At 76.2% G+C, this 26,842-nt stretch carries 26 protein-coding genes; 20 read left to right on the forward strand and 6 right to left on the reverse strand.

Annotation, left to right across the window (positions count from 1 at the left end; genetic code table 11):
• The first annotated feature begins 55 nt into the window (after window positions 1-55).
• The gene (locus ACI8AR_RS12920; RefSeq protein WP_457051392.1) at window positions 56-964 is read left to right on the forward strand and encodes a hypothetical protein; all 909 of its coding nucleotides are present in this window, start codon (window positions 56-58) and stop codon (window positions 962-964) included.
• 6 nt (window positions 965-970) lie between these two features.
• On the opposite strand, the gene ACI8AR_RS12925 is transcribed toward ACI8AR_RS12920, so the two are convergent.
• The gene (locus tag ACI8AR_RS12925) at window positions 971-1,450 is read right to left on the reverse strand and encodes a metallopeptidase family protein (protein WP_457051393.1); all 480 of its coding nucleotides are present in this window, start codon (window positions 1,448-1,450) and stop codon (window positions 971-973) included.
• Here ACI8AR_RS12925 and ACI8AR_RS12930 point away from each other — a divergent pair.
• The 13 genes from ACI8AR_RS12930 to hpf all read left to right on the forward strand — a co-directional run bounded on the left by ACI8AR_RS12930 (window position 1,449) and on the right by hpf (window position 15,775).
• On the forward strand, window positions 1,449-1,976 hold the full coding sequence (locus ACI8AR_RS12930) for a DUF3499 domain-containing protein (RefSeq protein ID WP_457051394.1): 528 nt from the start codon (window positions 1,449-1,451) through the stop codon (window positions 1,974-1,976). The genes ACI8AR_RS12925 and ACI8AR_RS12930 overlap by 2 nt on opposite strands.
• 138 nt (window positions 1,977-2,114) lie before the next feature.
• On the forward strand, window positions 2,115-3,476 hold the full coding sequence (locus ACI8AR_RS12935; protein ID WP_457051395.1) for a phosphomannomutase/phosphoglucomutase: 1,362 nt from the start codon (window positions 2,115-2,117) through the stop codon (window positions 3,474-3,476).
• Complete coding sequence (locus ACI8AR_RS12940; protein ID WP_457051396.1) at window positions 3,473-3,709, forward strand: Trm112 family protein; 237 nt, start codon at window positions 3,473-3,475, stop codon at window positions 3,707-3,709. Before ACI8AR_RS12935 ends, ACI8AR_RS12940 begins: the two co-directional genes overlap by 4 nt.
• The gene (locus tag ACI8AR_RS12945; protein WP_457051397.1) at window positions 3,706-4,848 is read left to right on the forward strand and encodes an SIS domain-containing protein; all 1,143 of its coding nucleotides are present in this window, start codon (window positions 3,706-3,708) and stop codon (window positions 4,846-4,848) included. Before ACI8AR_RS12940 ends, ACI8AR_RS12945 begins: the two co-directional genes overlap by 4 nt.
• A 92-nt stretch (window positions 4,849-4,940) precedes the next feature.
• A complete protein-coding gene (locus tag ACI8AR_RS12950) occupies window positions 4,941-5,897 on the forward strand; it encodes a DUF808 domain-containing protein (RefSeq protein ID WP_457051398.1) in 957 nt (318 codons plus the stop codon).
• A gap of 120 nt (window positions 5,898-6,017) precedes the next feature.
• On the forward strand, window positions 6,018-7,193 hold the full coding sequence (gene manA / locus ACI8AR_RS12955) for a mannose-6-phosphate isomerase, class I (protein WP_457051399.1): 1,176 nt from the start codon (window positions 6,018-6,020) through the stop codon (window positions 7,191-7,193).
• Window positions 7,194-7,245: 52 nt separating this feature from the next.
• Window positions 7,246-8,115, forward strand: a complete 870-nt coding sequence (locus ACI8AR_RS12960; RefSeq protein ID WP_457051400.1) for a GmrSD restriction endonuclease domain-containing protein — start codon at window positions 7,246-7,248, stop codon at window positions 8,113-8,115.
• Between the two features lie 126 nt (window positions 8,116-8,241).
• Complete coding sequence (gene ahcY, locus ACI8AR_RS12965) at window positions 8,242-9,729, forward strand: adenosylhomocysteinase (protein ID WP_457051401.1); 1,488 nt, start codon at window positions 8,242-8,244, stop codon at window positions 9,727-9,729.
• Between the two features lie 200 nt (window positions 9,730-9,929).
• A complete protein-coding gene (mtrA, locus tag ACI8AR_RS12970) occupies window positions 9,930-10,637 on the forward strand; it encodes an MtrAB system response regulator MtrA (protein ID WP_387991509.1) in 708 nt (235 codons plus the stop codon).
• 4 nt (window positions 10,638-10,641) lie between these two features.
• Entirely contained in the window at window positions 10,642-12,381 is a 1,740-nt protein-coding gene (gene mtrB, locus ACI8AR_RS12975; RefSeq protein ID WP_457051402.1) for an MtrAB system histidine kinase MtrB, read from the forward strand.
• A complete protein-coding gene (locus ACI8AR_RS12980; RefSeq protein ID WP_457051403.1) occupies window positions 12,378-14,090 on the forward strand; it encodes an LpqB family beta-propeller domain-containing protein in 1,713 nt (570 codons plus the stop codon). Before mtrB ends, ACI8AR_RS12980 begins: the two co-directional genes overlap by 4 nt.
• A 175-nt stretch (window positions 14,091-14,265) precedes the next feature.
• Complete coding sequence (locus ACI8AR_RS12985; protein WP_457051404.1) at window positions 14,266-15,021, forward strand: ComF family protein; 756 nt, start codon at window positions 14,266-14,268, stop codon at window positions 15,019-15,021.
• A gap of 67 nt (window positions 15,022-15,088) precedes the next feature.
• On the forward strand, window positions 15,089-15,775 hold the full coding sequence (hpf, locus tag ACI8AR_RS12990; protein WP_456935493.1) for a ribosome hibernation-promoting factor, HPF/YfiA family: 687 nt from the start codon (window positions 15,089-15,091) through the stop codon (window positions 15,773-15,775).
• Between the two features lie 117 nt (window positions 15,776-15,892).
• On the opposite strand, the gene ACI8AR_RS12995 is transcribed toward hpf, so the two are convergent.
• Window positions 15,893-16,441, reverse strand: coding sequence for a GNAT family N-acetyltransferase (locus tag ACI8AR_RS12995; RefSeq protein WP_457051405.1), 549 nt, complete (start codon window positions 16,439-16,441; stop codon window positions 15,893-15,895).
• A 10-nt stretch (window positions 16,442-16,451) separates the two neighbouring features.
• Window positions 16,452-16,844: a TIGR03618 family F420-dependent PPOX class oxidoreductase gene (locus tag ACI8AR_RS13000; protein ID WP_456929390.1), complete on the reverse strand. Its 393-nt coding sequence runs from the start codon at window positions 16,842-16,844 to the stop codon at window positions 16,452-16,454.
• A gap of 59 nt (window positions 16,845-16,903) precedes the next feature.
• Between ACI8AR_RS13000 and secA the strand changes: the two genes are divergently transcribed.
• Complete coding sequence (gene secA / locus ACI8AR_RS13005; RefSeq protein WP_457051406.1) at window positions 16,904-20,014, forward strand: preprotein translocase subunit SecA; 3,111 nt, start codon at window positions 16,904-16,906, stop codon at window positions 20,012-20,014.
• A gap of 129 nt (window positions 20,015-20,143) precedes the next feature.
• Window positions 20,144-20,650 carry a GtrA family protein gene (locus ACI8AR_RS13010; protein ID WP_457051407.1) on the forward strand — a complete coding sequence of 169 codons (507 nt, stop codon included), beginning with the start codon at window positions 20,144-20,146 and terminating at the stop codon, window positions 20,648-20,650.
• A 3-nt stretch (window positions 20,651-20,653) separates the two neighbouring features.
• Here the strand turns inward: ACI8AR_RS13010 and ACI8AR_RS13015 are convergent, their stop codons facing one another.
• Window positions 20,654-21,199, reverse strand: a complete 546-nt coding sequence (locus tag ACI8AR_RS13015) for an Rv3235 family protein (protein WP_457051408.1) — start codon at window positions 21,197-21,199, stop codon at window positions 20,654-20,656.
• Between the two features lie 83 nt (window positions 21,200-21,282).
• Window positions 21,283-21,948, reverse strand: a complete 666-nt coding sequence (locus tag ACI8AR_RS13020) for a hypothetical protein (RefSeq protein ID WP_457051409.1) — start codon at window positions 21,946-21,948, stop codon at window positions 21,283-21,285.
• Window positions 21,949-22,033: 85 nt separating this feature from the next.
• Here ACI8AR_RS13020 and ACI8AR_RS13025 point away from each other — a divergent pair, with 85 nt between their 5' ends.
• Entirely contained in the window at window positions 22,034-22,603 is a 570-nt protein-coding gene (locus ACI8AR_RS13025) for a hypothetical protein (protein WP_457051410.1), read from the forward strand.
• Window positions 22,604-22,605: 2 nt separating this feature from the next.
• Here the strand turns inward: ACI8AR_RS13025 and ACI8AR_RS13030 are convergent, their stop codons facing one another.
• The gene (locus ACI8AR_RS13030; protein ID WP_457051411.1) at window positions 22,606-22,917 is read right to left on the reverse strand and encodes a helix-turn-helix domain-containing protein; all 312 of its coding nucleotides are present in this window, start codon (window positions 22,915-22,917) and stop codon (window positions 22,606-22,608) included.
• Between the two features lie 213 nt (window positions 22,918-23,130).
• On the opposite strand from ACI8AR_RS13030, the gene ACI8AR_RS13035 reads away from it, so the two are divergent.
• From ACI8AR_RS13035 to ACI8AR_RS13045, 3 genes are all read left to right on the forward strand, one after another.
• Window positions 23,131-24,054 carry an SAF domain-containing protein gene (locus ACI8AR_RS13035; protein ID WP_457051412.1) on the forward strand — a complete coding sequence of 308 codons (924 nt, stop codon included), beginning with the start codon at window positions 23,131-23,133 and terminating at the stop codon, window positions 24,052-24,054.
• Entirely contained in the window at window positions 24,054-25,349 is a 1,296-nt protein-coding gene (locus ACI8AR_RS13040) for an AAA family ATPase (RefSeq protein WP_457051413.1), read from the forward strand. The genes ACI8AR_RS13035 and ACI8AR_RS13040 overlap by 1 nt, the downstream gene beginning before the upstream one ends.
• A gap of 91 nt (window positions 25,350-25,440) precedes the next feature.
• The gene (locus ACI8AR_RS13045; RefSeq protein ID WP_457051414.1) at window positions 25,441-26,823 is read left to right on the forward strand and encodes a WS/DGAT/MGAT family O-acyltransferase; all 1,383 of its coding nucleotides are present in this window, start codon (window positions 25,441-25,443) and stop codon (window positions 26,821-26,823) included.
• Window positions 26,824-26,842 lie beyond the last annotated feature (19 nt).

A 26,842-nucleotide genomic window follows, 5' to 3' on the forward strand; every position in this document is an offset into this window, starting at 1 on the left:
GGCCGGCCCCGGGCGATCCCGTGCGGCACGCCGGGGCGCCTGACACGATCCCGGCGTGGCGGAGAACCCGGGAGCGACGACGTCGGGGACGGGGTCGGCGGCCCGCGACCGGGTGGTCTCGCTGCTCGCCGAGCTGGGGGTGCCCGACGCGGTCCTCGCCGTCACCGACCTGTCCGCGCGGGTCGGCCTGGTGCAGGGCGTGCTCGCCGACCGGGTGCTCGACCTCGCCGTCACCGAGAGCGGCCGGGGCCGGCTGCAGGCCGAGCTGCGCGGCCGGCGGTGGGCCGAGGAGCGGCAGGTCGGCGTCCCCGAGGTGGTCGCCGCGGCCGACGACGGCCGGTGGCTGCTGTCCCGCCGCGTCCACCCGGCCCCCTCCGGCGGGCCGCGGTGGACCGCCGCCGCGGTCGAGGCGGCGGTGCGGATCGCACCGCTGCCGGCGCCGGCCGGGCAGCCGTGGGAGCCGCCGGCCGGCCGGTCGCTGCGCCGCGCCCGGGCCACCGTCGAGGACGCCTCCCGGCTGGTGCGCGGCGGCGTGCGCCTGGGCGAGCTGCGGGCGGTGCGCGCGGCCGCCGCGCAGCTGCCGCTGTCCGAGGTGGCGCACGGCGACCTGCGCGCCGCCAACGTCGTCGTCGACTCCGGCGGCCCCGACGGGGGCGGGCGGCTGGTGGTCCTCGAGTGGTCCGGCGTCCGGCCCGCGCCCCGGCACCGCGACCTGCTCACGCTGTGGGCCACCACGCCCGACGCGGAGGACCGGGCGCAGGTCGGGGAGGTGGTGCTCTCCCGCACCGCCGGCTGGGAGGAGCCCGACGTCGGGCTGCTCTGGCACGCCGTCGCCCTCGAGCAGCTGGTGGCGCGGCTGACCCGCGCCGACCGCGGCGACGGCCTGGACACCGCCTTCGCCCGCGCCCGCCTCGCCGAGGCCCGCGCGATGGCCGCCGAGCTGGGCAGCCCGGTCGGCCGCTGACCGCGGCTAGCCCGTCGGGTCGATCTCCTCCGGGTCGCGGCCGAGCAGCACCGCCACCTGGTCCACGACGACGTCGCGCACGAGGTCGGCGAGGTCGTCGCGGTCGTGCGCCCGGATCTCCAGCGGCCGCCGGTAGACGACGATCCGCGCCGGCACCTCCCGCCCGTCCTCGCGGTGCGCCGGCAGCACCCGCGCCAGCGGCACCGTGCCGTCGTCGAGGACGTCGGGGTCGAGCACCACCTCGTCGGGGCTGGTGTGGTCGACCCAGGGCACGTCCTCGACGGCGAACTCGACGCCGGCCAGCTCCCGCTCCCAGCGGCGCTCGAGGTCCTCGACCGCGTCGAGCACCAGGTCGTCGAACTGCTCGGCGCGGCTCCGGGCGAGGGGGACCTCGTCGGGGACGAGGCGGCCCCGCAGGCCCCGGCCGTGCCGGTCGCGGCGGGACCGGGCGGGCCGGGAGCGGTCGGGACGGGCGGGTCGGCTCATGGCGGGGCGAGCGTACGGCGCATCGCGGGGGTGGGGCAGCGGGACGCGGCCGTGCCCCCGGTGGCGGGGCGCGCGGGGACGTCGGGTTGGATGGGAACCGAGGGGCGCCGGTCCGGTGTGCCTGTCGCCGACTTCCTGGGTACGCGGCTACTGTGCCCAGCGTGAGGAACCGGTGGTGAGGCAGTCACGTCGCTGCAGTCGCAGCGGCTGCGCGCAACCGGCGGCGGCGACACTGACCTACGTCTACGCCGAGTCGACCGCTGTCGTCGGTCCGTTGGCCACGTTCTCCGAGCCGCACAGCTACGACCTCTGCGAGTTCCACGCCGAGCGGCTCACCGTGCCGCGCGGCTGGGAGGTCGTCCGGCACGAGATCGACGTCGAGGACTCCGGCCCGACCGGGGACGACCTGCTCGCACTGGCCGACGCCGTCCGCGAGGCGGCCCGCCCCGAGCCCCCGCGCGCCCCGGCCGACGACGGCCGCGGCACCCGCCGCGGCCACCTGCGCGTCCTCCCCGACCTGGACTGAGGGAGTAACCCCGCTGCCCCCTACCGGCCCCGTCCGGAGGCTCGCCCCGAGCGTGCGAGGGGTGAGGGGGACGGGGTCCTTATAGGGTCGGCCGGACCGGGGGGACCAGCGCCCGGCAAGTCCGAGCGAGGGTGTGCAGTGACGGACCTGTCGTCGATCATCAAGGCCTACGACGTCCGGGGCGTGGTCCCCGACCAGTGGGACGAGGACGTCGCGCGGCGCATCGGCGCCGCCTTCGCCGAGTTCGTCACCACCGAGAGCGGCGCGACCGCCGTCGTCACCGCACACGACATGCGCCCGTCCTCGGTGCCGCTGTCCCGGGCCTTCGCCGAGGGCGTCCTGTCCCGCGGCGTCGACGTCCTCGAGGCGGGCCTGGGCTCCACCGACCTGCTCTACTTCGCCGCCGGCTCGCTGGACGTGCCCGGCGCGATGTTCACCGCCAGCCACAACCCGGCGCAGTACAACGGCATCAAGCTCTGCCGCGCCGGCGCCGCCCCGGTGGGGCAGGAGTCCGGGCTGGCCACGGTCCGCGAGTGGGCCGAGCGCGACTCCTACGACCGCGTGCCCGACCGCGTCGCCGAGATCGGCCGGCGGGACCTGCTGCCCGACTACGCCGCCCACCTGCGCGGGCTGGTCGACCTGTCCCGGATCCGCCCGCTGAAGGTCGTCGTCGACGCCGGCAACGGCATGGGCGGGCACACCGTCCCCGTCGTCCTGGCCGATCTGCCGCTCGACGTCGTCCCGCTGTACTTCGAGCTCGACGGCACCTTCCCCAACCACGAGGCGAACCCGCTGGACCCGGCCAACCTGGTCGACCTGCAGGAGGCGGTCCGCCGCGCGGGCGCCGACATCGGGCTGGCCTTCGACGGCGACGCCGACCGGGTGTTCGTCGTCGACGAGCGCGGTGAGCCGGTGAGCCCCTCGGCGATCACCGCGCTGGTCGCCGTCCGCGAGCTGGCCAAGGGCCGGGGGACCACGGTGATCCACAACCTGATCACCTCGCGGGCGGTGCCCGAGATCGTCCGCGAGCACGGCGGCACCCCGGTGCGCACGCGGGTCGGGCACTCGTTCATCAAGGCCGAGATGGCCCGCACCGACGCGGTGTTCGGCGGCGAGCACTCCGCGCACTACTACTTCCGCGACTTCTGGCGCGCCGACACCGGGATGCTCGCCGCGATGCACGTGCTGGCCGCGCTCGGCGAGCAGAGCCGGCCGCTGTCGGAGCTGACCGCCGCCTACAGCCGCTACGCCGCCTCCGGCGAGATCAACTCCACCGTGGCCGACGCCGCGGAGCGGACGAAGGTGGTCCGGGAGGCGTTCGAGGGCGACGGCGCGACGGTCGACGAGCTGGACGGGCTGACCGTCGACCTGCCCGACGGCTCGTGGTTCAACCTGCGGGCCAGCAACACCGAGCCGCTGCTGCGGCTCAACGTCGAGGCGCCCGACCGGGCGCGGATGGAACAGCTCAGGGACCGGGTGCTCGGGATGGTGCGCGCATGACGCAGGGGACGACGCAGGGACCGCTGGGCTCGGGACCGCTGGGACTGGACCCGCTGCTGCTGGAGGTCCTCGCCTGCCCGGACACCCACCACACCCCGCTGACCGTCGACGAGGCGGCGAGCGAGCTGGTGTGCCCGACGTGCGACCGGGCCTTCCCCGTCCGGGACGGCATCCCGGTGCTGCTGCTCGACGAGGCGCGCACCCGCGGCGGCGGGGGGACGGCGGGCCGATGACCTCGCCCGAGCTGGCCGAGGAGGTCCTCGACGACCTCGACGTCCTGCGCGCCCGCGACCCGCGCGGCCTGCTGCCGGCCGTCGCCGGCGCCGGGGCGCAGGTGCGCGAGACCGCGCGGCTGACCGAGGAGGCCGGGCTGGGCCGGGTCACCGAGGGCGGCCGCCCGCGCGGGCTGGTGATCGTCGCCCGGCGCGAGGGGGCGGTGGCGGCGTCGGTGCTGCGGGCGCTGCTCGGCCCCTCCAGCCCGGTCACCGTCGACGTCGTCCCCGGCCCGGACCTGCCGGTGTGGACCGGCCCCACCGACATCGCCGTCGTCGCCACCCGGACCGGCGCCGGCCGCTACGCGGTGACCCCGGCGTACGAGGCGGCCCGGCGCGGGGTGACCCTGCTGGGCATCGGCGCCGAGGACGCCCCGCTGCGGGCGGCCTGCTCGACCGCGCGGATGCCCTACGTGCCGCTCCCGCGCTCGCGGGTGCGGCACACCACCCTGTGGTCGCTGCTCACCCCGCTGCTGCGGCTGGCCACCGACCTCGGGCTGCTGCGGCCCGAGGCCGCCGACCCGGAGGCGATCGCCGCGGCCCTCGACGAGGTCGCCGCCGAGTGCGGCCCCGCGCGCGAGTCGTTCACCAACCCGGCCAAGACCCTCGCCCTCGAGCTGCTCGACGCGTTCCCCGTCATTGCCGCCGAGGGACCGCTCGCCGACACCGCGGCCGCCCGCTTCGCCGACCAGCTGGCCACCCTCGCCGGCCTGCCGACCAGCGGGTTCCGGCTGCCCGACCAGCGCGTCGCCGCCTGCGCGGTGCTCGGCGGGCCGCTGGCGCCGCGCGACGTCGACGACTTCTTCCGCGACCGCGCCGAGGACACCGGCCGCCGGCTGCGGCTGCTCACCATCCGCGACACCGACGCCGCCGACCACGACGGCGCCGGCGAGCGGGAGCCCCGCTCGGCGCACGAGGCGATGAGCGAGGTGCTGCGCACCGCGGCGGCCAACAACGTGCCGGTGAGCGGGCTGGCCGAGCACGGCGAGCCCGAGCGCCACGGCCGGCTGCCCCGCCTGGCGCGGCAGATGGCGGTGGCCGACTTCACCGCCGTCTACCTCGCGCTGGCCCTGGACCAGGAGCGGGCGCTGCGGCGCTGAGACCGGATCGGTGTCCGGGCGGCCGGTCCGGGGTACCGGATCGCGATCGACCGTGAGCGCACCCGACTGCTGACCGACTGGAAGGACCTCCCGTGGCCGGTGGACTCGTAGCCCTGTTCGACGACGTGGCACTGTTGGCCCGCGCCGCGGCCGCCTCCATCGACGACGTCGGGGCCGCCGCCGCCAAGGCCGGCGTCAAGGCCGCCGGCGTCGTCGTCGACGACACCGCGGTGACGCCGCAGTACGTGCAGGGCATCGCCGCCGCGCGCGAGGTCCCGATCGTCAAGCGCATCGCGATCGGGTCACTGCGCAACAAGCTGCTCATCATCCTGCCCGCGATCCTGCTGCTCAGCGAGTTCCTGCCGTGGCTGCTCACGCCGATCCTCATGCTCGGCGGCGCCTACCTCTGCTACGAGGGCACCGAGAAGATCTGGCACCGGCTGCGCGGCCACTCCGCCGCGCACGGCGACGCCGAGGGGCAGCCGCCGGACGAGGACACCCTCGTGCGCGGCGCCGTCCGCACCGACCTCATCCTGTCGGCCGAGATCATGGTCATCTCGCTGAACGAGGTGGCCGGCGAGGGCTTCTGGGCGCGGCTGGCCATCCTCGCCGTCGTCGGCGTGGCCATCACCGTCCTCGTCTACGGCGTCGTCGCGCTCATCGTGAAGATGGACGACGCCGGCCTGCGGCTGTCCCGGTCGGGGAAGAAGGGCGTGGCCGGGCTCGGCCGCGGGCTGGTCCGCGGCATGCCCAAGCTGCTCACCGGGCTCACCGTCGTCGGGACCGTGGCGATGCTGTGGGTCGGCGGGCACATCCTGCTGGTGGGCAGCGACGAGCTCGGGCTGCACGCCGTCTACGGCCTGGTGCACCACCTGGAGGAGGCGGCGCACGAGGCCACCGGCGCCCTCGGCGGGGTCGTGGGGTGGCTGGTCAACACGTTCGCCAGCGCGCTGGTCGGGCTGGTCGTCGGCGCGGTGGTCGTCGCCGTCGTGACCCTGCTGTTCCACCGGAAGAAGACGCCGGCCGCCGGCGGGGCCGCCGCCCACTGACCCGGCGCGGCAGCTCCGTCCCGTGACGGTGGGAACCCCTCCGTCACGTCCGTCCCGCCTGCCCCATGGCGCTGCGTGACCTGCGGGTCCAGCCGCGATCCGGCGGTAACCTGCTCGCCGATGTGGCAGATGACGAACGCGGTCCGGCACTACCCCTGGGGCTCCCGGACCGCCATCCCCGAACTGCTGGGTGAACCGGTCCCGGCGGACCGGCCCTATGCCGAGCTGTGGATGGGTGGCCATCCTGACGAGCCCAGCGTCCTGTCGACCGGCGTCCCGCTGGACAAGGCGATCGCGGAGCGGCCCGACGCCCTGCTCGGGCCCGCGGTGCACGAGCGCTTCGGCCCGCGGCTGCCGTTCCTCATGAAGGTGCTGGCCGCCGACAGCCCGCTGTCGCTGCAGGCCCACCCGACCATGGCGCAGGCGCGGTCCGGCTTCGCCGCGGAGGAGGCGGCCGGGGTCCCCAGGGACGACCCGACGCGCACCTTCAAGGACCCGTGGCACAAGCCGGAGCTGCTGCTCGCGCTGACCACCTTCGAGGCGCTGTGCGGCTTCCGGCCGGTCGAGGAGTCGCTGCACTGCCTGGCCAAGCTGCAGCTGCCCGAGCTCAAGCCGACCATCGCGGCGCTGGCCCGCGGCGGGCTGCAGGCGGCCATCCCGCAGCTCCTGGCCCTGTCGGGCAAGCGGCGCACGCACCTGGTGGAGGTCGTCGCGCAGAAGGCGGCGGACTTCGTCGCCGCCCACGACCCGGAGTTCATCAACACCTACCGCTGGGCCGCGACCCTGGCCGAGGAGTACCCGGGCGACCCCGGCGTCGTCATCTCGCTCATGTGCAACCACCTCAAGCTCGCCCCCGGTGAGGCGGTCTTCCTGCCGGCGGGCAACCTGCACGCCTACCTCTCCGGCGCGGGTGTCGAGGTGATGGCCAGCTCGGACAACGTGCTGCGCGGCGGGCTGACGAACAAGCACGTCGACCTCGCGGCCCTCATCGAGGTGCTCGACTTCTCCGACGGCAAGATCCCGGTCCTGCACCCGGTGCTCGGCCCCGGCGGGCTGCGCTACCCGGTGCCGGTCGACGACTTCGACCTCACCCGCTGCCAGCTCGACGAGCTCGCCGGGTCCCTGAGCACCCGCGGCCCGCAGGTCCTGCTGTGCACCGAGGGGGAGGCGGTCCTCGAGTCCGCGGACGGTGAGGTCCGGCTGACCAAGGGGCGGTCGGCGTTCGTGCCGGCCGGCGCCCCGGTCACCGCCCGCGGCCCCGCGGTCCTCTACCGGGCGACCACGAACCTGCGCTGACGCCGCGCGTGTCGCGGCCGCCGGCGGCGGGGCCGCGGACGTAGCGTCGGTCGTGCACCTCCGACCGGCCCGGCCGCGCCCCGCCCCGCTGCGGGCGGCGCTGGCGCTGGGTCTGGTGGCCGCGCTGGGGTCCGGGTGCACCGCCCTGCTCGGCGACCCGCCCGCCGTCCCGTCCGCCGGCAGTGCCCTCGAGGCGCTGGACTCCGTCGAGGTCCGCGGCCGCGCGCCGCAGACCGGCTACTCCCGCGACGAGTTCGGCGACGGCTGGGTCGACACCGACCACAACGGCTGCGACACCCGCAACGACGTCCTGGCCCGCGACCTCACCGGGGAGCGCTTCGAGCCGGGCACCCGCGACTGCGTCGTCGTCAGCGGCACCCTCGCCGACCCGTACTCCGGCCGCAGCATCGCGTTCCGCCGCGGCGAGGGGACCAGCGAGGCGGTGCAGATCGACCACGTCGTCGCGCTGTCCGACGCCTGGCAGAAGGGCGCCCAGCAGTGGGACGACGCCCGCCGCACCGAGTTCGCCAACGACCCGCTCAACCTGCTCGCCGTCGACGGCCCGCTCAACCAGGCCAAGGGCGACTCCGACGCCGCCACCTGGCTGCCGCCGGCCCGGTCCTACCGGTGCGCCTACGTGGCGCGGCAGGTGGCGGTCAAGGTGACCTACGGGCTGTGGATGACCCGCGCCGAGCGGGACGCCGTCGCGGGCGTGCTCGACGCCTGCCCCGACGAGCCGCTGCCCGGGCGCGGCCCGCTCCCGGGCCAGGAGGCGCCGGAGAGCGCGCCGCCGGCGCCCGCGACGCCCTATCCCGACTGCGCCGCGGTGCGCGCCGCGGGCGCGGCACCACTCCGCGAGGGCGACCCCGGCTGGAACCCGTCCCTGGACGGCGACGGCGACGGGGTCGGCTGCGAGGGCTGAGCCCGCCCGGCCCGCTGCGTTAGGCTGGACGACGGCACGAGCCCCGCCGAAGCCTCGGCATGCTCGCTCATCTCAGTGACCCCGAGTCCCCACCGCCGCCGGTGGGGGCCTCGACCCTGGAGCGACATGACCGCCTCTACCGGCACCCGCGTCCTGACCGACGGCGACTTCAAGGTCGCCGACCTCTCCCTCGCGCCGTTCGGCCGCAAGGAGATCCAGCTCGCCGAGCACGAGATGCCCGGCCTCATGGCGCTCCGCGCCGAGTACGGCGACGAGCAGCCGCTGGCCGGCGCCCGCATCGCCGGCTCGCTGCACATGACCGTGCAGACCGCCGTCCTCATCGAGACCCTCGTCGCGCTCGGCGCCGACGTCCGCTGGGTCTCCTGCAACATCTTCTCCACCCAGGACCACGCCGCCGCCGCGATCGTCGTCGGCCCCGAGGGCACCGCCGAGCAGCCCGCCGGCGTCCCGGTCTTCGCCTGGAAGGGCGAGACCCTCGAGGACTACTGGTGGTGCACCCAGCGGCTGTTCGAGTTCCGCGACGAGAGCGGCGACGTCGTCGGCCCGAACATGCTGCTCGACGACGGCGGCGACGCCACCCTGCTGGTGCACCTCGGCACCCGCTTCGAGGCCGACGGCGGCGTCCCGGACACCACCGAGGCCGACTCCGAGGAGTACGGCGTCATCCTCGCCGCGCTCCGCGAGAGCCTGGCCGGGGACGCCGGCTACTGGACCCGCATCGGCCAGGGCATCAAGGGCGTCACCGAGGAGACCACCACCGGCGTCATGCGGCTCTACGAGCTCGCCCGCGACGGCCGGCTGCTCTTCCCGGCGATCAACGTCAACGACTCGGTCACCAAGAGCAAGTTCGACAACCTCTACGGCTGCCGGCACTCGCTCATCGACGGCATCAACCGCGCCACCGACGTCATGATCGGCGGCAAGGTGGCCGTGGTCTGCGGCTACGGCGACGTCGGCAAGGGCTGCGCGGAGTCGCTGCGCGGCCAGGGCGCCCGGGTGATCGTCACCGAGATCGACCCGATCAACGCCCTGCAGGCGGCGATGCACGGCTACGAGGTGACCACCCTCGACGAGGTCATCGGCAAGGCCGACATCATCATCACCGCCACCGGCAACCGCGACATCATCACCGCCGAGCAGCTCGGGCGGACCAAGCACCAGGCGATCGTCGGCAACATCGGCCACTTCGACAACGAGATCGACATGGCCGGCCTGGCCCGCACCCCGGGCATCGAGCGGACGCAGATCAAGCCGCAGGTCGACGAGTGGCGGTTCGCCGACGGCCACACGATCATCGTGCTCTCCGAGGGCCGGCTGCTGAACCTGGGCAACGCCACCGGGCACCCCAGCTTCGTCATGAGCGCCTCGTTCTCCAACCAGGTGCTCGCCCAGATCGAGCTGTGGGGCAACCGCGCCGCCTACGAGGGCAGGACCCCCACCGTCACCGTCCTGCCCAAGAAGCTCGACGAGCACGTGGCCCGGCTCCACCTCGACGCGCTCGGCGTGAAGCTCACCCAGCTCACCAAGGTGCAGGCCGACTACATCGGCGTGCCCGTCGAGGGCCCGTTCAAGAGCGAGCACTACCGCTACTGAGGAAGGACCCCCTCGCCCCCCACCGCTCGCTCCGCTCGCGGTGGGCCCCTGCGAGGGGGCCGTTCCAGCCGCTCACCTCGCCCTTCGGGCAGGGGAGGACTCGCCCTGCGGGCAGGGGAGGATGGGGCGGATGGTGGCGCCGGACCGGTGATTCGGTCCGGCGCCACCGTTATCCGGCCGTGACGTCGCAGAATGGTCACGTGCCTCCGACCGCAGCGAACAACGGGCCCAGTCGCGGCCGCGTCCTGGTCGTCGACGACGACGCCGCCCTCGCCGAGATGCTCGGCATCGTCCTGCGTCGAGAGGGCTACGACCCGGCCTTCGTCTCCGACGGCAACCGGGCGCTGTCGGTCTTCCAGCAGACCCGGCCCGACATCGTCCTGCTCGACCTCATGCTGCCCGGCCGCAACGGCCTGCAGATCGCCCAGGACATCCGCAGCCAGTCGACCGTCCCGATCGTCATGCTCACCGCCAAGGGCGACACCATCGACGTCGTCCAGGGGCTCGAGGCCGGCGCCGACGACTACGTCACCAAGCCGTTCAAGCCCGTCGAGCTCGTCGCCCGGGTCCGCGCCCAGCTGCGCCGCGGCGAGACCGGCCAGGCCGAGACGCTGTCCATCGGCGACGTGCACATCGACGTCCCGGCGCACCAGGTCACCCGGGACGGCTCGCCGATCCCGCTGACCCCGCTGGAGTTCGACCTGCTGGTCGCCCTGGCCCGCAAGCCGCGCCAGGTGTTCACCCGCGAGCTGCTGCTCGAGCAGGTGTGGGGCTACCGGCACGCCGCCGACACCCGGCTGGTCAACGTCCACGTGCAGCGGCTGCGGGCCAAGATCGAGCGCGACCCGGAGAAGCCGGAGATCGTCCTGACCGTCCGCGGCGTCGGCTACAAGGCCGGCCCCCCGTGATCCCGTGAGCACCACCGAGCGGGCGCCGGCCGCACCGGCGGACGACAGCGACACCGACGCCCCCGCGCCGGCGCGCCCGGCCGCGGTCCGCGGGCCCCGGCGGCGGCCGGCCGACCTGCCCGCGCTGCGCCGCGGGCTGCGCCGCCGGGCGGTCCGGGCGCGGATCCGCGCCCGCCGGCTGGCCGGGCGGGCGGTCACCGCCTGGCGGCGGTCGCTGCACGTGCGCATCGGCGCGATCACGATGGTCGTGGCCGGCACGGTCGTGGTGATCGTCAGCCTGGTGCTGTTCAGCCAGATCCGGACCCAGCTGCTCTCGGTCAAGGAGCAGGCGGCGATCGACCAGGCCCAGGCCGGCGTCGTCTACGCCCGGTCGGAGGTGGTGGGCATCGCCGCCGGCGACGCCGCCAGCGTCCGCGCCACCCTGGGCCGCACCGTCAACGGGCTGCTCACCCGCGGCGGCTCGGCCGGTGACTTCGACGTCGTCATGGTCTACCGCACCGGCAACGCCGAGCGGCCGCCCGCGATCAGCCGGCCCGGCGTCTACCCCGCGCTGCCCGACGACCTGCGCGCGGGCGTGCAGGGCGGCGGCCAGTACACCCAGTACGCGCTCGTCCCCGACGACACCGGCGAACCGCAGCCCACCCTGCTGGTGGGGGTGCCCGTCCCCGGCGACGTCTCCTCCTCCGAGGCGATCGAGCTCTACTACGCGTTCCCGCTCGACCAGGAGCAGGAGACGCTCTCGCTCATCCGCAGCACCGTCGCGATCAGCGGCATCGCCCTCACCCTGTTCGTGGCCGGGATCGGCGTGCTCGTGACCCGGCTGGTCGTCGACCCGGTGCGCCGCGCCGCCGGCACCGCGCAGCGGCTGGCCGAGGGCCAGCTCGAGGAGCGGATGACCGTCCGCGGCGAGGACGACCTGGCCCGGCTGGCCACCAGCTTCAACGCCATGGCCGACAGCCTGCAGCGGCAGATCACCCAGCTCGAGGGACTGTCCCAGCTCCAGCAGCGGTTCACCTCCGACGTCAGCCACGAGCTGCGCACCCCCCTGACGACGGTGCAGATGGCCGCCGACGTGCTGCACGAGTCGCGCGGGGACTTCCCGCCGCACGTGGCGCGGTCGGCCGAGCTGCTGCACGAGGAGCTCGACCGCTTCGAGCGGCTGCTGTCGGACCTGCTGGAGATCAGCCGCTACGACGCCGGCGCCGCCGTCCTCGACTGGGCGCCCACCGACCTCGGCGCGCTGGTGGGCCGGGTGGCCGACGGGATGTCCGCGCTGGCCGAGCGGCACGGTTGCGAGCTGCGGGTCACCGGCCCGGCCGACCCGGTGATCGGCGAGGTCGACGCCCGGCGGGTCGAGCGGATCCTGCGCAACCTGGTCGGCAACGCCGTCGAGCACGGCAACGGGCAGCCGATCGAGGTGACGCTGGCGGCCAACCGGACGGCGGCGGCGGTCACCGTCCGCGACCACGGCGTCGGGCTGTCCTCGGCCGAGGCGGCGCACGTCTTCGACCGGTTCTGGCGGGCCGACCCCTCGCGGGTGCGCACCGTCGGCGGCAGCGGGCTGGGCCTGTCGATCAGCCTCGAGGACGCCCGGCTGCACGGCGGCTGGCTGCAGGTGTGGGGCCAGCCGGGCCTGGGCGCGCAGTTCCGGCTCACCGTCCCGCTGGTGGCCGGCACCGACCTCACCAGCTCGCCGCTGCCGCTGCGGCCGACGATCGTCCGCCGGCCGGGGGAGCGGCGGTGAGGCGACTGCCGGCCGCGCTGGCCGCCCTGCTGGTGGGGCTGCTCGCCGCGTGCTCGACCGTGCCCACCGGCTCCGCGCCGCAGGCGATCACCGACGCCCAGGCCCGGCCCACCGGCGACGTCGGCATCGAGCCGCTCGGCCCGCGCACCGGGGCGCCGCCGGAGGAGATCGTCCGCGGCTTCATCGACGCCGCCGCGAGCACCGTCAACGGCCACCCCGTCGCCGTCGAGCACCTGACCCCCGAGGCGGGCGCGACCTGGTCCGACGAGACCGGCATCACCCTGGTGGGCCCGGACTACGCGACGGTGACCACCGGCTCGGGCACCGTCGTCATGACCGGCGACCTGGTCGGCACCGTCGACCCGCGCGGCGTCTTCACCGCCCCGGACGACACGGTATTCACCCGCGAGTTCGCGCTGGCCGAGGTGGCCGGCGAGTGGCGGATCACCAACCCGCCGGACGGGCTGGTCATGCTCGTCCCCGACTTCGAGCGCCTCTACGACGACCTCGCCGTCTACTTCGTCGACCCGACGGGCGCCCGCGTGGTGCCCGACCCGCGGTACCTCATCTCCGGGGACGCGCAGCCGACGACGCTGGTGCAGCGGCTGGTCGAGGGTCCCTCGCCGGCCCTGGCCGCCGGCGTCGCCAACGCGCTGGGCGGGGTGACGCTGACCCGCGCGGTGACCGTGTCCGGGTCGACGGTCACCGTCGACCTCGCCGGCCTCGACGACCTCGCGCCCAACCAGCTCGCCCAGATGTCCGCCCAGCTGGTGTGGACGCTGGACCAGCTCGAGGGCACCCACTCGGTGGAGCTGACCAGCAACGGTGAGCCGGTCGCCATCGACGGCGTCCCCACCGTCCAGCGCACCGACGACTGGGCCTCCTACAGCCCCGACTCGGTGCCCGCCGACGCCTCCGGCCACTACCTCGACGGCGGCCGGCTGATGACCGTCGACGGGCAGCCGGCACCCGGGCCGGCCGGCGAGGGCGCCTACGGGCTGACCGGCGCGGCGGTGTCCGCGGACCCGCGCACCAGCGCCCTCACGGCTATGGCCGGCGTCTCGGTGAGCGGGGGCACCGCGTCGCTGCTGACGGGCACCTACGGCCAGGGCCTGGCCCCGGTGATCACCGGCGCGGGCCGGCTGTCGGTGCCGACGGTCGCCGCCACCCGGGCGGAGTTCTGGGTGGTCCGCGACGAGAGCACCGTCGTCCGGGTGCCCGCCTCCGGGCAGCCGCAGCCGGTGAACGCCCCGACCCTGCCCGGGCAGGGCCGGGCGACGGCGCTGCAGCTCTCGCCCGACGGCGTCCGCGCCGCCGTGGTGGTCACCCGCGGGGACGGCGCCGTGCTGCTGGTGGGCACGGTCGTGCGTTCCGACGAGGGCCAGGTCGCGCTGCGCGACCTGCGCGAGGTGGCGCCGTCGCTGACCGCCGTGGTCGACGTCGGCTGGCGCACCGCCGGCAGCCTGATGGTGCTCGCCGACGGCGAGGAGGGCGTAGTGCCCTACACCGTCGGCGTCGACGGGTGGGGGATGGCCCCGGTGCCCACCGCCGGCCTGCCCAGCGCGCCGACGGCGCTGGCGGCGGCGCCCGGCCAGCTGCCGCTGGTCAGCGCCGGCGGGACGATGTGGCTGCTGGTCGGCGGCACCTGGGTGACGCTGCTGCGCGGCCAGGAGCCGGTGCCGGGCACCGAGCCCTTCTACCCGGTGTAGCGGAAGGACCCCTCCGCCCCCGCCACTCGCAGGCTCGCGCCAGGCCTCGTCCAGAGGCTCGCCGCGAGCTCGCGAGCGGTGAGGAGGACGGGGTCCTTCTGCCTGCAGAGGGGCCGCTCTCCACAGATGCGGTCGGAGCCGGGTGCCGGGGAGCCCGGGGCCGCAGGCTGGGCCGGTGGGAGGTCTCGGCGCGGCGCTCGCCGACCTCGTGCTCCCGCGCACGTGCGCCGGCTGCGGCGTGCCCGGCCCGGCGCTGTGCCGGCGCTGCGCCGCCCTGCTCGGCGCACCCCGCGAGGCGACGCCGCGCCGGCTCCCGCCGGGCATGCCGCCCACCGTGGCCGCCGGCGCGTACGCCGGGCCGGTCCGCCCCGCCGTCGCGGCGTTCAAGGAGCACGGCCGCGCGGAGCTCGCCGGCCCGCTCGGGGCGGCGCTGGCCCTGGCCGTCGGCGTGCACGCGGTGCTGCTGCCCGGCCGGCCGGTGCTGCTGGTCCCGGTGCCGCCGACCCGGGCGGCGCTGCGGGCGCGCGGCCGTGACTGCGTGCGGGAGCTGGCCGTGGCCGCCGTGACCGACCTGCGCGCCGCGGGGGTGTCCGCCGGGTGGGTCCGGCTGCTCACCCGGGCCGGGCGGGTGCGGGACTCCGCGGGGCTGTCGGTGGCGCAGCGGCGGGCCAACCTCGCCGGCACCTTCGCCGTCCGCCCCGCCCGGCTCCCGCCGGGGGCGGTGCTCGTGGTCGTCGACGACGTCGTCACCAGCGGCGCGACGCTCGCCGAGGCGGCCGCCGCGCTGGCCACGACACGCCCGGACGGCGACACGCCGGTGCTGGCCGCCGTCGTCGCCGCGACGCCCCGTCCCGGTCCCCGGCCGGTCCGCGTGGCGTCACCTGGGCGCTTCCCGGACGGCTCCGCGAGAGCATCCCGGGTGTCCCGCTGATCGACTGTCCGGCCCACATGACAGCGACTAGCGTTGCATCGATCACACCCGATGACCGGGAGGTCTGATGGAGATCGTGGTCCGTGGCCGCAACGTCGAAGTGCCCGAACACTATCGGCAGCACGTGGAGGACAAGGTCGGTCAGCTCGAACGGTTCGACGGCAAGCTCTCGCGCATCGACGTCGAGCTGTTCCACGAGAAGAACCCCCGCCAGTCCTCCAACTGCCAGCGTGTGGAGATCACCCTGCGCGGCAAGGGACCCGTGGTCCGCGCCGAGGCCGCCGCGCCGGACTTCTACGCCGCGCTCGACATGTGCTGCGGCAAGCTCGACAACCGGCTGCGGCGGGCGAACGACCGCCGCCGCGTGCACCACGGCCGGCGCACCCCGCCCAGCGTGCGGGTCGCCGGCCCCACCGCCGCGCCGCTGGAGACCCCGGCGCTCGGCCTCCCCGACGTCGAGCAGCAGTTCGCCGGGGAGCCCCTCGTCACAGACCTCGACGAGCACCTGCCCGGCCGGATCGTGCGGGAGAAGCACCACCCGGCCGTGCCCATGACCGTCGACCAGGCCCTGCACGAGATGGAGCTCGTGGGCCACGACTTCTTCCTCTTCCAGTGCGCCGACACCGGCCGACCGACCGTCGTCTACCGCCGGCACGCGTTCGACTACGGCCTGATCCGGCTGGTGGAGCCGCCGCTGGGCACCGAGTCCTCGCACGTCGCGGCACCGGCCGAGCCCGCCGCCGTCCCGCGCTGACCGTCCCCCGGAGGGGCCGTGCCGTGCCGGCGCGGCCCCTCCGCCGTGTCCGGGCACCGGTGAGCCCGGCCGGCCCGTCCCGGCACCGTCGCGCTGCTCCCGAGGAGAGCGGGATCCTCAGTCGGCGGCCAGCCGGCCGAACAGCACGGCGTCGGCGCGGGTCCCGTCCCGTCGCGGCAGGGCCGAGCGGACGACGCCCTCGCGGGTGAACCGGGCCCGCAGCGCCACCGCCTGCGAGGCCGGGTTGTCCACGTCCACCACCAGGTGCACCCGCGGCGCCCCGTGCGCGAACGCCCAGCCGGCCAGGCCGTCGGTGACCTCGGTGGCGTAGCCGCGCCGCCGCGCCCACGGGGCCACCGAGTAGCCGATCTCCGGGCCCAGGTGCCGCCCGCCGAACCCCAGGCCCGCCGTGCCGACGAACTCGCCGTCGGCCTCGGCCACCACCGGCAGCCCGGTGCCCTCGGCGCGCTGGCGCAGCACCGTGTCCACGAACGCGCGGGCGTCGCCGAGCGTGTAGGGCACCGGCGCGGCGCTGATCCAGCGCTGCGTCTCCGGGTCCTGGGTGGCGCGGTGCACCGCGACGGCGTCGTCGGGGGTGAACGGCCGCAGGACCAGCCGGGCGGTGCGGACCACCTCGGTGGTCAGGTCGATGCCGGTGAGTTCCACACCGACATGCTCACGCGTTGCCGAGCACCCGGTCGACCGAGATCTCGACGACGACCCGCGCCGGGTTCTCCCGCGGCTGCCGGTACCGCCGCGCGTAGCGGGCCTCGGCGTCGGCCACCGCGGCCGCGTCGTCGCGCACGACCGCCGTCCCCTCGAGGGTCAGCCAGCGGCGCCCGTCGACCTGGCAGACGGCGACCCGCGACTGCCCGGCGCGGACGTGCCGGGCCTTGGCCGAGCCGCCGGAGGTGATGACGCGGGCGGTGCGGGTGTCCGGGTCGTAGGTGACGCCGACGGGCACCACGTGCGGGGTCCCGTCGGCGCGCAGGGTGGTCAGCGTGGCCAGGTGGCGCTCGGTCAGGAAGGCGAGCGCGCCGGGCCCGAGGGCGGCGGGGTCGGTGGCCACCCGGCGGAGGGTACGTGCGGCGTCCCCGGGGTGCTGGCCGGGCCGCCTACGCTGGTGCCGTGGTGTTCTCGAGAATCCTGCGAGCCGGTGAGGGCAAGATCCTCCGACGACTGGACCGGATCGCCGACGCGATCGAGTCCCTGGAGGGCGACGTCGCCGACCTCACCGACGCGGAGCTCCGGGCGAAGACCGACGAGTTCAGGCAGCGGTACGAGGACGGTGAGACCCTCGACCAGCTGCTGCCGGAGGCGTTCGCCGTCGTCCGGGAGGCGGCCACCCGCACGCTGGGCCAGCGGCACTTCCGGGTGCAGCTCATGGGCGGCGCCGCGCTGCACCTGGGCAACATCGCCGAGATGCGTACCGGTGAGGGCAAGACCCTGACCGGCGTGCTGCCGGCCTACCTCAACGCCCTGACCGGCGAGGGCGTGCACGTGGTCACGGTCAACGACTACCTGGCCAAGCGCGACGCCGAGTGGATGGGCCGGGTGCACCGCTTCCTCGGCCTGTCGGTGGGCACGATCCTGTCCGGCGAGAAGCCCGCGCACCGCCGCGAGCAGTACGCCGCCGACATCACCTACGGCACGAACAACGAGTTCGGCTTCGACTACCTGCGCGACAACATGGCCTGGTCCAAGGCCGACCTCGTGCAGCGCGGCCACCACTTCGCGATCGTCGACGAGGTCGACTCGATCCTCATCGACGAGGCCCGCACCCCGCTGATCATCAGCGGCCCGGCCGAGTCCGCCGGCAAGTGGTACGTGGAGTTCGCGCGCATCGTGCCGCTGATGAAGCGGGACGAGCACTACGAGGTGGAGGAGGCCAAGCGCACGGTCGCCGTCACCGAGGAGGGCGTCGAGTTCGTCGAGGACCAGCTCGGCATCGACAACCTCTACGAGGCGGTCAACACCCCGCTGATCGGCTACCTCAACAACGCGCTGAAGGCCAAGGAGCTCTTCCACCGCGACCAGCAGTACATCGTCAGCAACGGCGAGGTGCTCATCGTCGACGAGTTCACCGGCCGCGTGCTGGCCGGCCGCCGCTACAACGAGGGCATGCACCAGGCCATCGAGGCCAAGGAGAAGGTGCAGATCAAGGACGAGAACCAGACCCTCGCCACGATCACGCTGCAGAACTACTTCCGGCTCTACGACAAGCTCTCCGGGATGACCGGTACCGCCCAGACCGAGGCGGCCGAGCTCTCGCAGACCTACAAGCTGGGCGTCGTCCCGATCCCGACCAACCGGCCGATGGTCCGCGAGGACCGCTCCGACGTCGTCTACAAGACCGAGAAGGCCAAGTTCGACGCGGTCATCGACGACATCGCCGAGCGGCACGAGAAGGGCCAGCCGGTCCTCGTCGGCACCGCGAGCGTCGAGAAGTCCGAGGTCCTGTCCAAGCTGCTGCTGCGCCGCGGCATCCCGCACGAGGTCCTCAACGCGAAGAACCACGCGCGGGAGGCGGCGATCGTCGCCCAGGCCGGGCGGCTGGGCGCGGTCACCGTGGCCACCAACATGGCCGGCCGCGGCACCGACATCCAGCTCGGCGGCAACCCCGAGTTCATCGCCGACGAGGAGCTGCGCGCCCGGGGCCTGTCGCCGTCGGAGACCCCGGAGGAGTACGAGGCCGCCTGGGACGAGGCGCTCGCCGCGGCCAAGGACCAGGTCAAGGCCGAGCACGAGGAGGTCGCCGAGGCCGGCGGGCTCTACGTGCTGGGCACCGAGCGGCACGAGAGCCGCCGCATCGACAACCAGCTGCGCGGCCGGTCGGGCCGGCAGGGCGACCCGGGGGAGTCGCGGTTCTACCTCTCCCTCGGCGACGACCTCATGCGCCGGTTCAACGGCCCGATGCTCGAGTCGATGATGACCACGCTGCGGGTCCCCGAGGACCAGCCGATCGAGTCGAAGATGGTCTCCCGGGCCATCCGCTCGGCGCAGACGCAGGTCGAGCAGCAGAACTTCGAGGTCCGCAAGGACGTCCTCAAGTACGACGAGGTGCTCAACCGGCAGCGCACGGTCATCTACGACGAGCGCCGCAAGGTCCTCGACGGCGAGGACCTGCACGAGCAGGTGCAGCACATGCTCGACGACGTGGTCCGCGCCTACGTCGACGGCGCCACCGAGACCGGCTACGCCGAGGACTGGGACCTCGAGCAGCTGTGGACCGGGCTGAAGTCGCTCTACCCGGTGGGCCTGGACCGCCAGGAGCTCATCGACCGGGTCGCCGACGGCGAGCAGGCGGCGCTGACCGCCGACGTGCTGCGCACCGAGCTGCTCGAGGACGTGCACCGCGCCTACGAGGAGCGCGAGGCGGCGCTGGGCTCGGAGGTCATGCGCGAGCTCGAGCGGCGGGTCCTGCTGTCCGTGCTCGACCGCAAGTGGCGCGAGCACCTCTACGAGATGGACTACCTGCGGGCCGGCATCCACCTGCGCGCGATGGCCAACCGCGACCCGGTCGTGGAGTACCAGCGCGAGGGCTACGACATGTTCACCGCGATGCTCGACGGCATCAAGGAGGAGTCGGTCGGCTTCCTGTTCAACCTGGAGGTCAAGACCAAGGAGCAGCAGGAGGCCGAGGCCCGGGCCCAGCAGGCCGAGGCCGAGGCCAAGGCGCTGGCCGCCGCGCAGGAGGGCACCGCCCGCGTGCTCGCCCGGCAGCGGGCGGCGCAGGAGGCCGCGGCCCGCGCGGCCGCCGCGCCCGCCGACGGCGCCACCGCTCCGGCCGCCGACGGCGCCACCGCTCCGGCCGCCGACGGCGCCACCGCCCCCGCTCCCGCCGCCGCCTCCGCCGACGGGGACGGGTCCGCACCCGTGTCGATGGCCAAGCCGTCCGGCGGGCCGGCGGCCCGGCGCTCGACCGGCGCCCCGGCCGGGCGGCCCACCGCCCGCAAGAGCGGCACCCGGCCGGCGGCCCCGGCCGCGCCCGAGGCGGAGACCCCGGCGCCGTCGGGCACCGGGCCGCAGCTGGCGGTCAAGGGCCTCGACGAGCCGCGCCGGCAGGAGAACCTGAGCTACTCGGCGCCCTCGCTCGACGCCTCGCCGAAGGAGAGCGGCCCGGCCAAGGCGGCCAAGACCGCCACGGTGACCGGGACCAAGGAGCCGGCCCGCAACGCGCCGTGCCCCTGCGGCTCGGGCAAGAAGTACAAGGTCTGCCACGGGGCGGCCGGTCGCTGACCGCTCCCGCACACCCCCGGCGCCCCGCCGACCCACCGTGGTCGGCGGGGCGCCGTCGTCCCGGGATCAGGTGCGCGATGAGGGTCTTCCCTGATGTGCCGGAGGCCGTGAGGCGAGGAGCCTTGCTCCATGCCCGCGACCGTCCTCGCTCCTCCACCCGACCGGGTGGGGCCGCGGGCGTCGGCGCCGACGCTGCTCGACCGGCTCCGCAGTGACCGCGTGCCGGCCCAGTTCGTCCGGTTCGTGCTGGTCGGCGGCTCCGCGAACGTCGTCTACGCCGGCCTGTTCCTGACGCTGGTCGGGCTCGGGGACCAGGCGGCCAACCTCGTCGCGGTGGTCGCCTCGACGGCCCTGGCCAACGAGCTGCACCGCCGGCTGACCTTCCGCGCCGCCGACCGGACCGGCTGGGCGACGGCGCAGTGGGCCGGCGGGGGGATCGCCGTCGCCGGGCTGGCGACGTCCAGCCTCACGCTGGCCGCGGTCGACGCCTGGACGGTCGCCGCCCCTCCGCTGGTGTCGGTGCTCGCGGTCATCGCGGTCAGCGGACTCGTGGGCCTGGCCCGGTTCGTCGGTCTCCGCTGGGTCCTCGTGGTCCGCCCGGGAGCGGCGGCCCGCCGTCCGCGGGCACGCACCTGACCGTCAGCCGATCGACAGGGCGGTGCACCGCCAGCGGCCGTCGATGCCCTCCAGCCGGGCGGCCACCGCGTGCGCGCGGCCGGCCCGCCGCGCCACCGCGCTGACCTCGGCCACGCCGTCGACCGGCTCGCACACGTGCACCGGGCCGAGCAGCAGCGGCGCGGTGCCGGCGCACCAGGCCGGCCGCCGTCCGGCGACGAGCGCGGCGTGCACGCCGGGGGAGGCCAGCCGCTGCACCTGGGACAGCGGCCGGCGGCCGGCCAGCGCCTCGAGCACGGTGGTGAACAGCAGCCGGCCGGTGGCGCGGGGGTCGGGCAGGTCGGCCCGCACCGACCAGGCCGGGCCGAAGAGGTCCGGCCGGCGGCTGCGGGGCCCCTCCGGCGCCGGCCGCGGACCGGGCCGGTGCGGCGGGCGGGGCGGCGGCGTCGCCGGGTCGACCAGGGCGACGGCCGGTCCGGTCAGCTGCGGGTGCAGCGGCGGGACGAGGCCGAGCCGCAGGGTGTGCAGCGGCGCGGCGGTCGGCGAGGTGGGCTGGGTGGACGCGGTCACGGGAGCTCCCGGGGGGTCGGGTCGGGGTCGGGGGCGACGCGGGCCGGGGGAGCGGCCGGACGGGGTTCGGCGGGGTGCGGCCCTCACGGCGGCGGGCGCAGCACCTGCCCGGGCAGCAGCAGGTCGGGGTCGGGGCCGATGACGGCCGCGTTCGCCGCCCACCAGCGGCCGACGGCGGCGGCGGTCGCGGCGTCGGGGGGCTCGGCGCCGGTGCGGGCGCGCAGGTCGGCGGCCGCGATGGTCCACAGGCACTCGCCGCGCAGCACGACGTGCTCGCCGGGGGGAGGGGCGGGCCAGTCGGGCACCGCGGGGGCGGGGACCGGCGCCGGCCAGTCGGGGACGGCCGGCGGTGCCGGTGCGCCGGCGGTCGCGACGACGACGGGCCCCGCGGCCGCGCAGCCGCTGAGGACCGGCGCCGTGGCGAGGCCGACGCCGAGGGCGAGCGCGGCGGCCCGCCGCCCGGACGCCGGGACCACCCGCCGCAGGAGGACGCCGGCGGCCGCGCCCACCAGGCCGGGCAGCGCCGACAGCGCGGTGAGCACCAGCCCGAGCGCGCCCCAGGCCCAGACGGCCCACGCCACGACGGCGACCGCGTCGAGCAGCAGCGCCTCGGGCCCGGCGGTGTCGACGACGGCCTGCAGGTCACCGCCGCTGCGCAGGAGCGCGGCGAGGTCCGGGGTGAGGGCACGCAGGCCTCCGCCCAGCGCGGCCATGACCGCCGCCGTGACGACGAGTCGACGTGCCGACACGTCCCCTCCTTGCGTTGACGTCGGCGTACTGAAGCAAGCAAACGCGACCAAACGCAAGAGTCCTTGTGGATCTAGGCTCTGCGGCATGCGCTGGCAGCAGCTGTTCGCCGACCTGCAGGCGGAGTTCGAGGAGGCCGCGGCGGCCGAGGAGCGGGCCGAGCTCCCGTCCCGGTCCCGGGCGGAGGTCGGCGCGCTGCGGCTGGCGGACCGGCTCGGCGGTGCGGTCGGCGGGCACGTGTCGCTGCGCTGCCGCGGCGCGGGGGAGGTGGCCGGCCGGCTCACCGAGCTCGGGCCGGACTGGGCGCTGCTCGACGACGGCTCCGGGCGCGAGGTGCTGGTGGCGCTGCCGGCCGTCGTCGCGGTGTCGGGGCTGGTGCGGACCACGGCCGCGGCCGGGCCGCCGTCGGCCGCCCGGGCGGCGCTGGACCTGCGCCGGGTGCTGCGCGGGCTGGCGCGCGACCGCAGCGCGGTGTCCGTCGTCCTCGACGACGGCGGGGCGCTGACCGGGACGGTGGACCGGGTGGGGGCCGACTTCGTGGAGCTGGCCGAGCACGCGGCCGACGACTTCCGCCGGGCCGGCGCCGTGCGCGGCGTGCGGGCGGTGGTGCTGTCGGCGGTCGCTGTGGTGCGGACGCTCGCGCCCGGCGCCGCCTGAGCTCAGCGGGTGCGGCGCCCTCCCCGAGCGGGCGCCTCGCCGGCCGGGACCGCGCCCCCGCTGGTCTCGGCACCGTCGGCCGGCTCCCCGGCGGGCGCCACCTCGTCGGCGGCGGGCACCGCGCCGGCGCGGGCTTCGGCGTACTTCTGCTGGATGAACCGCTCCAGCTCGTCGACCTCGACCCGCCACTGGCCGCGGCCGCCGATCTGGATGGCGATCAGCTCCCGGCGCCGCACGAGGGCGTAGGCCTGCGACCACGAGACGTTGAGGATCTCGGCGACGTCGTCGAGGGTCAGGAAGCGCGGTGTGGGCATGGGGCTCTCCGTCCGGTCCCCGCCAGTCTGTCAGGAACGCACTCACCCGCACGCTTCCCGTCCACACCCGAACGTGTGGACAACCGGTGCACGCATCCGCATCCGTACCGCATCATCTGCGTCCGACCGCGCCTCGCCGTGCCGGTCGGGACGGACACCCGCCGGTCGGCGGGCCGCCGGGGCAGCCCCGGCCAGCGGAGGGAGGAGCGCCCGGTGAGCGCTGCGACGCGCACGGTGCCGGCGGGTCCCGCCGCGGAGACCCCGGCCGGACCGGTGCCGCGCCGGGTGCGGCCGCCCCGCTGGCTGGACCTGCGCCTGGTGCTCGGCGTGCTGCTCGTCCTGGGCGCGGTGCTGCTGGGCGCCCGCGTGCTCACGGCCGCCGACGCGACCGTGCCGGTGTGGTCGGTGACCGCCGACCTCGCCGCCGGCACCGTGCTCGGCGCCGAGGACCTGGCCGCCGTCGACGTGCGGCTCGGCGACGCCGCCGGCGCCTACCTGTCCACCGGCACCGACCCCGCGGGCCGGACCCTCGCCCGGGCGGTCCGGGCCGGCGAGCTGCTGCCGCGGACCGTGCTCGAGGAGCCGGAGGACCTGGTGCAGGTCGCGCTGCCGGTCCAGGCCGGCTACGTGCCACCGGGCCTGGCCCGCGGCTCGGTCGTCGACGTCTACGGGGTCACCGACCCGGCGGGCACCGCGACGGGGGAGGGTGTCGTGCTCGTGGTCGGCTCGGCGCCGGTGCAGGCGGTCAGCGGCCGCGCGGAGGGCGTCCTGTCGACGACGACCACGACCGTGCAGGTGGTGGTCGCCGTGCCCGCCGACGACGCGCCCGACGTGCTGGCCGCGATCGGCGGCCGGCCGCTGGTGGTCGTGGTGCACGGGTCCGTCGAGGACGCCGGCACGCCCGCGGTGTCCCGCTCGCCGGCCGCTCCGCCGTCGTCGGCTCCGGCCTCCTCGGCGCCGGCCTCCTCGGCTCCGGCCTCCTCGGCTCCGGCCTCCTCGGCTCCGGCCTCCTCGGCTCCGGTCCCGGGGCCGGCTCCCGTGTCCGTCCCGCCGGTGCAGCCCGCGCCGGTGGAGCCGGTGGCCCCGCCGGTGACCGCCGACCCTGCGGCCGGTGCCCCCGCCGCGCCCGCTGCCTGATGGCGCTGCAGGTCGTCACCGCGGTCACCGGCGCGCCGTGGGAGGCGGCGCTGGTCGGGGCGCTCGACCGCGCCGACCACGGTGTCACCGTCGTGCGGCGCTGCGTCGACGCCTCGGACCTGCTGGCCACCGCGGCCACCGGCACCGCCCAGGCCGCGCTGCTGTCGGCCGACCTGCACCGGCTCGACGGCGACGCGGTCGCCCGGCTGACCGCCGCGGGGGTGGCCGTCGTCGGGCTGGCCGACCCCGCGGACCAGCGCGCCGGCGACCGGCTGCGCGCCCTCGGCGTGGGGACGGTGCTGCCGACCGACGCCCCGGCCGAGGACGTCGTGCGCGCGCTGCGGGACGCCGTCGCGGGCGGGCCCGCCGCCGGGCGCGACGTCGCCGACCCGCGCGCGGCGCTGCCCGCCCCGGCGCTCCCCGGGCCGGAGCCGGAGGAGCAGCGGCCCCCGCGCGGCCGGGTCGTGGCGGTGTGGGGGCCGACCGGCGCGCCCGGCCGGACCACCGTCGCGGTCGGTCTCGCCGACGAGGCCGCCCGTCTCGGCGTCCCCACGCTGCTCGTCGACGCCGACGTCTACGGCGGCGTGGTCGCGCAGGTGCTCGGGCTGCTCGACGAGTCGCCGGGGCTGGCCGGGGCGGCGCGGCAGGCGGCGGCCGGCACGCTCGACGGCGCCGCGCTCACCCGGCTGGCCTGGTCGGTCCGCCCGGACCTGGCCGTGCTGACCGGGCTGGCGCGCGCCGACCGCTGGCCCGAGCTGCGGCCCGCCGCGGTCGCCGCGGTGCTCACGGAGGCGCGGCGGGCCGCCGACCTCGTCGTCGTCGACTGCGCGTTCAACCTCGAGGAGGACGAGGAGCTGTCCTTCGACACGGCCGCGCCCCGGCGCAACGGCGCCACGGTGACCGTGCTCGAGTCCGCCGACGACGTCCTCTGCGTCAGCGGCGCCGACCCCGTGGCATTGCAGCGCACCATCCGCGCCCTCGGCCAGCTGCGCGACCTGCTGCCGGAGGTGGAGCCGGCGGTCGTGGTCAACCAGGTGCGCCGCGGGCCGGTGCCCGGGGACCCGCGCGAGGAGATCGCGGGCGCACTCGAGCGCTTCGCCGGCCGCGCGGTCCGCGCGTTCCTGCCGGCCGACCGCCGCGCCACCGACGCCGCCCTCGCCTCCGGCCGGACGCTCGCCGAGGTGGCGCCCGGCTCCCCGCTGCGCGCCGCCCTGCGGTCGCTGGCCGCGGGGCTCGCGCAGGTGCCCGAACCCGCCGCCGGCCGGCGCGGCCGCCCGCGCCGGAGGGCCGGGTGACGCCGCCGTCCCGGCCCGGCGACCACCCGTCCCGCGGGTGTCCCGGTCTCCGCCCGCGACGTACGGTGGGCTCCCGATCCGGAGGAGGACGATGGCCGAGCGGCTGAGCACCCTGGACGCGTCGTTCCTCTACCTGGAGGACGACGGGGCACCGATCCACGTCGCCGGGGTGCTGGTCCTGGAGCCGGTCGAGGGCGGTCTCGACGCCCTCGCCGAGCTGGTCGAGGCGCGGCTGCCGCTGGTGCCGCGCTACCGGCAGCGGATCGTGCCGGTGCCGGGCCACCTGGCGAACCCGGTGTGGGCCGACGACCCCGACTTCGACGTCGCCTACCACGTCCGGCGGTCGGCGGTGCCGCGCCCGGGAACCGAGGCGCAGCTGCTCGACCTGGTCTCCCGGGTGACCTCGCGCCCGCTGGACCGCGGCCGGCCGCTGTGGGAGGTCTACCTGGTCGAGGGCCTGTCCGGCGGCCGGGTCGCGGTGGTCACCAAGACCCACCCGGCGCTCGTCGACGGCCTGGGCGCCGTCGACATCGCGCAGGTCCTGCTCGACAGCTCGCCGGACGCGCCCGTCCCGTCGGCCGACGACTGGGCGCCGCGGCGGGTGCCCGGCCGGGTCGAGCTGGTCCGCGACGCGCTCGGGGACTACGTGCAGCGCCCCACGGCGGTGCTCGAGACCGCGCGGTCGGCGGTCGGGGACCTGCGCTCCACCGCGGCCCGGGTGCGGGGCGTGGCCGGAGGGCTGGTCCGGGCGGCCCGTTCGGCGGTCGTCCCGGCTCCGCACGGCCCGCTCGCCCGCACGCTGGGCGACCAGCGGCGGGTCGCCGTCGCGCGCGCCGACCTCGACGACCTCAAGGCGATCCGCAAGGCGCACGGCGGCACGATCAACGACGTCCTGCTGACCGTGCTCAGCGGCGCCCTGCGCGACTGGCTGCTGTCCCGCGGTGAGCCGGTGCTCGGCTCGACCGCCGTCCGCGCGCTGGTGCCGGTGTCGGTGCAGGGCGAGGACCAGGACGCGCCGGGCAGCGGCGTGGCGGCCTACCTGGTCGACCTGCCGGTCGGGGAGCCCAACCCGTGGGTGCGGCTGGCCCGGCTCAGCTACGCGATGCGGGGGGTGACCGGCTCGGGCCGCTCGGTGCGCGCCGACACGCTCGTCGCGCTCACCGGTTTCGCCCCGCCCACGCTGCACGCGCTCGGCGCGCGCGCCGCCCGGGGGCTGTCGCGGCGGATGTTCAACCTCGTCGTCACCAACGTCCCGGGCCCGCAGGTGCCGCTGTACGCCGCCGGCAGCCGGATGCTCGAGGTGTTCCCCGTGGTCCCGCTGATCGGCGGGCAGGGCCTGGCGGTCGGCATGACCAGCTACGACGGGCACGTCTACGTCGGGCTCAACGCCGACCGGGACGGCGTCGGGGACGTGGACGTCCTGGCCGACCTCGTCGAGCAGGAGGTCGGGGCGCTCGCCGACTCCGTGCGCTGACCCGGCGGCGGACCCGCGC

The sequence above is a fragment of the Geodermatophilus sp. SYSU D01036 genome (assembly GCF_054050435.1).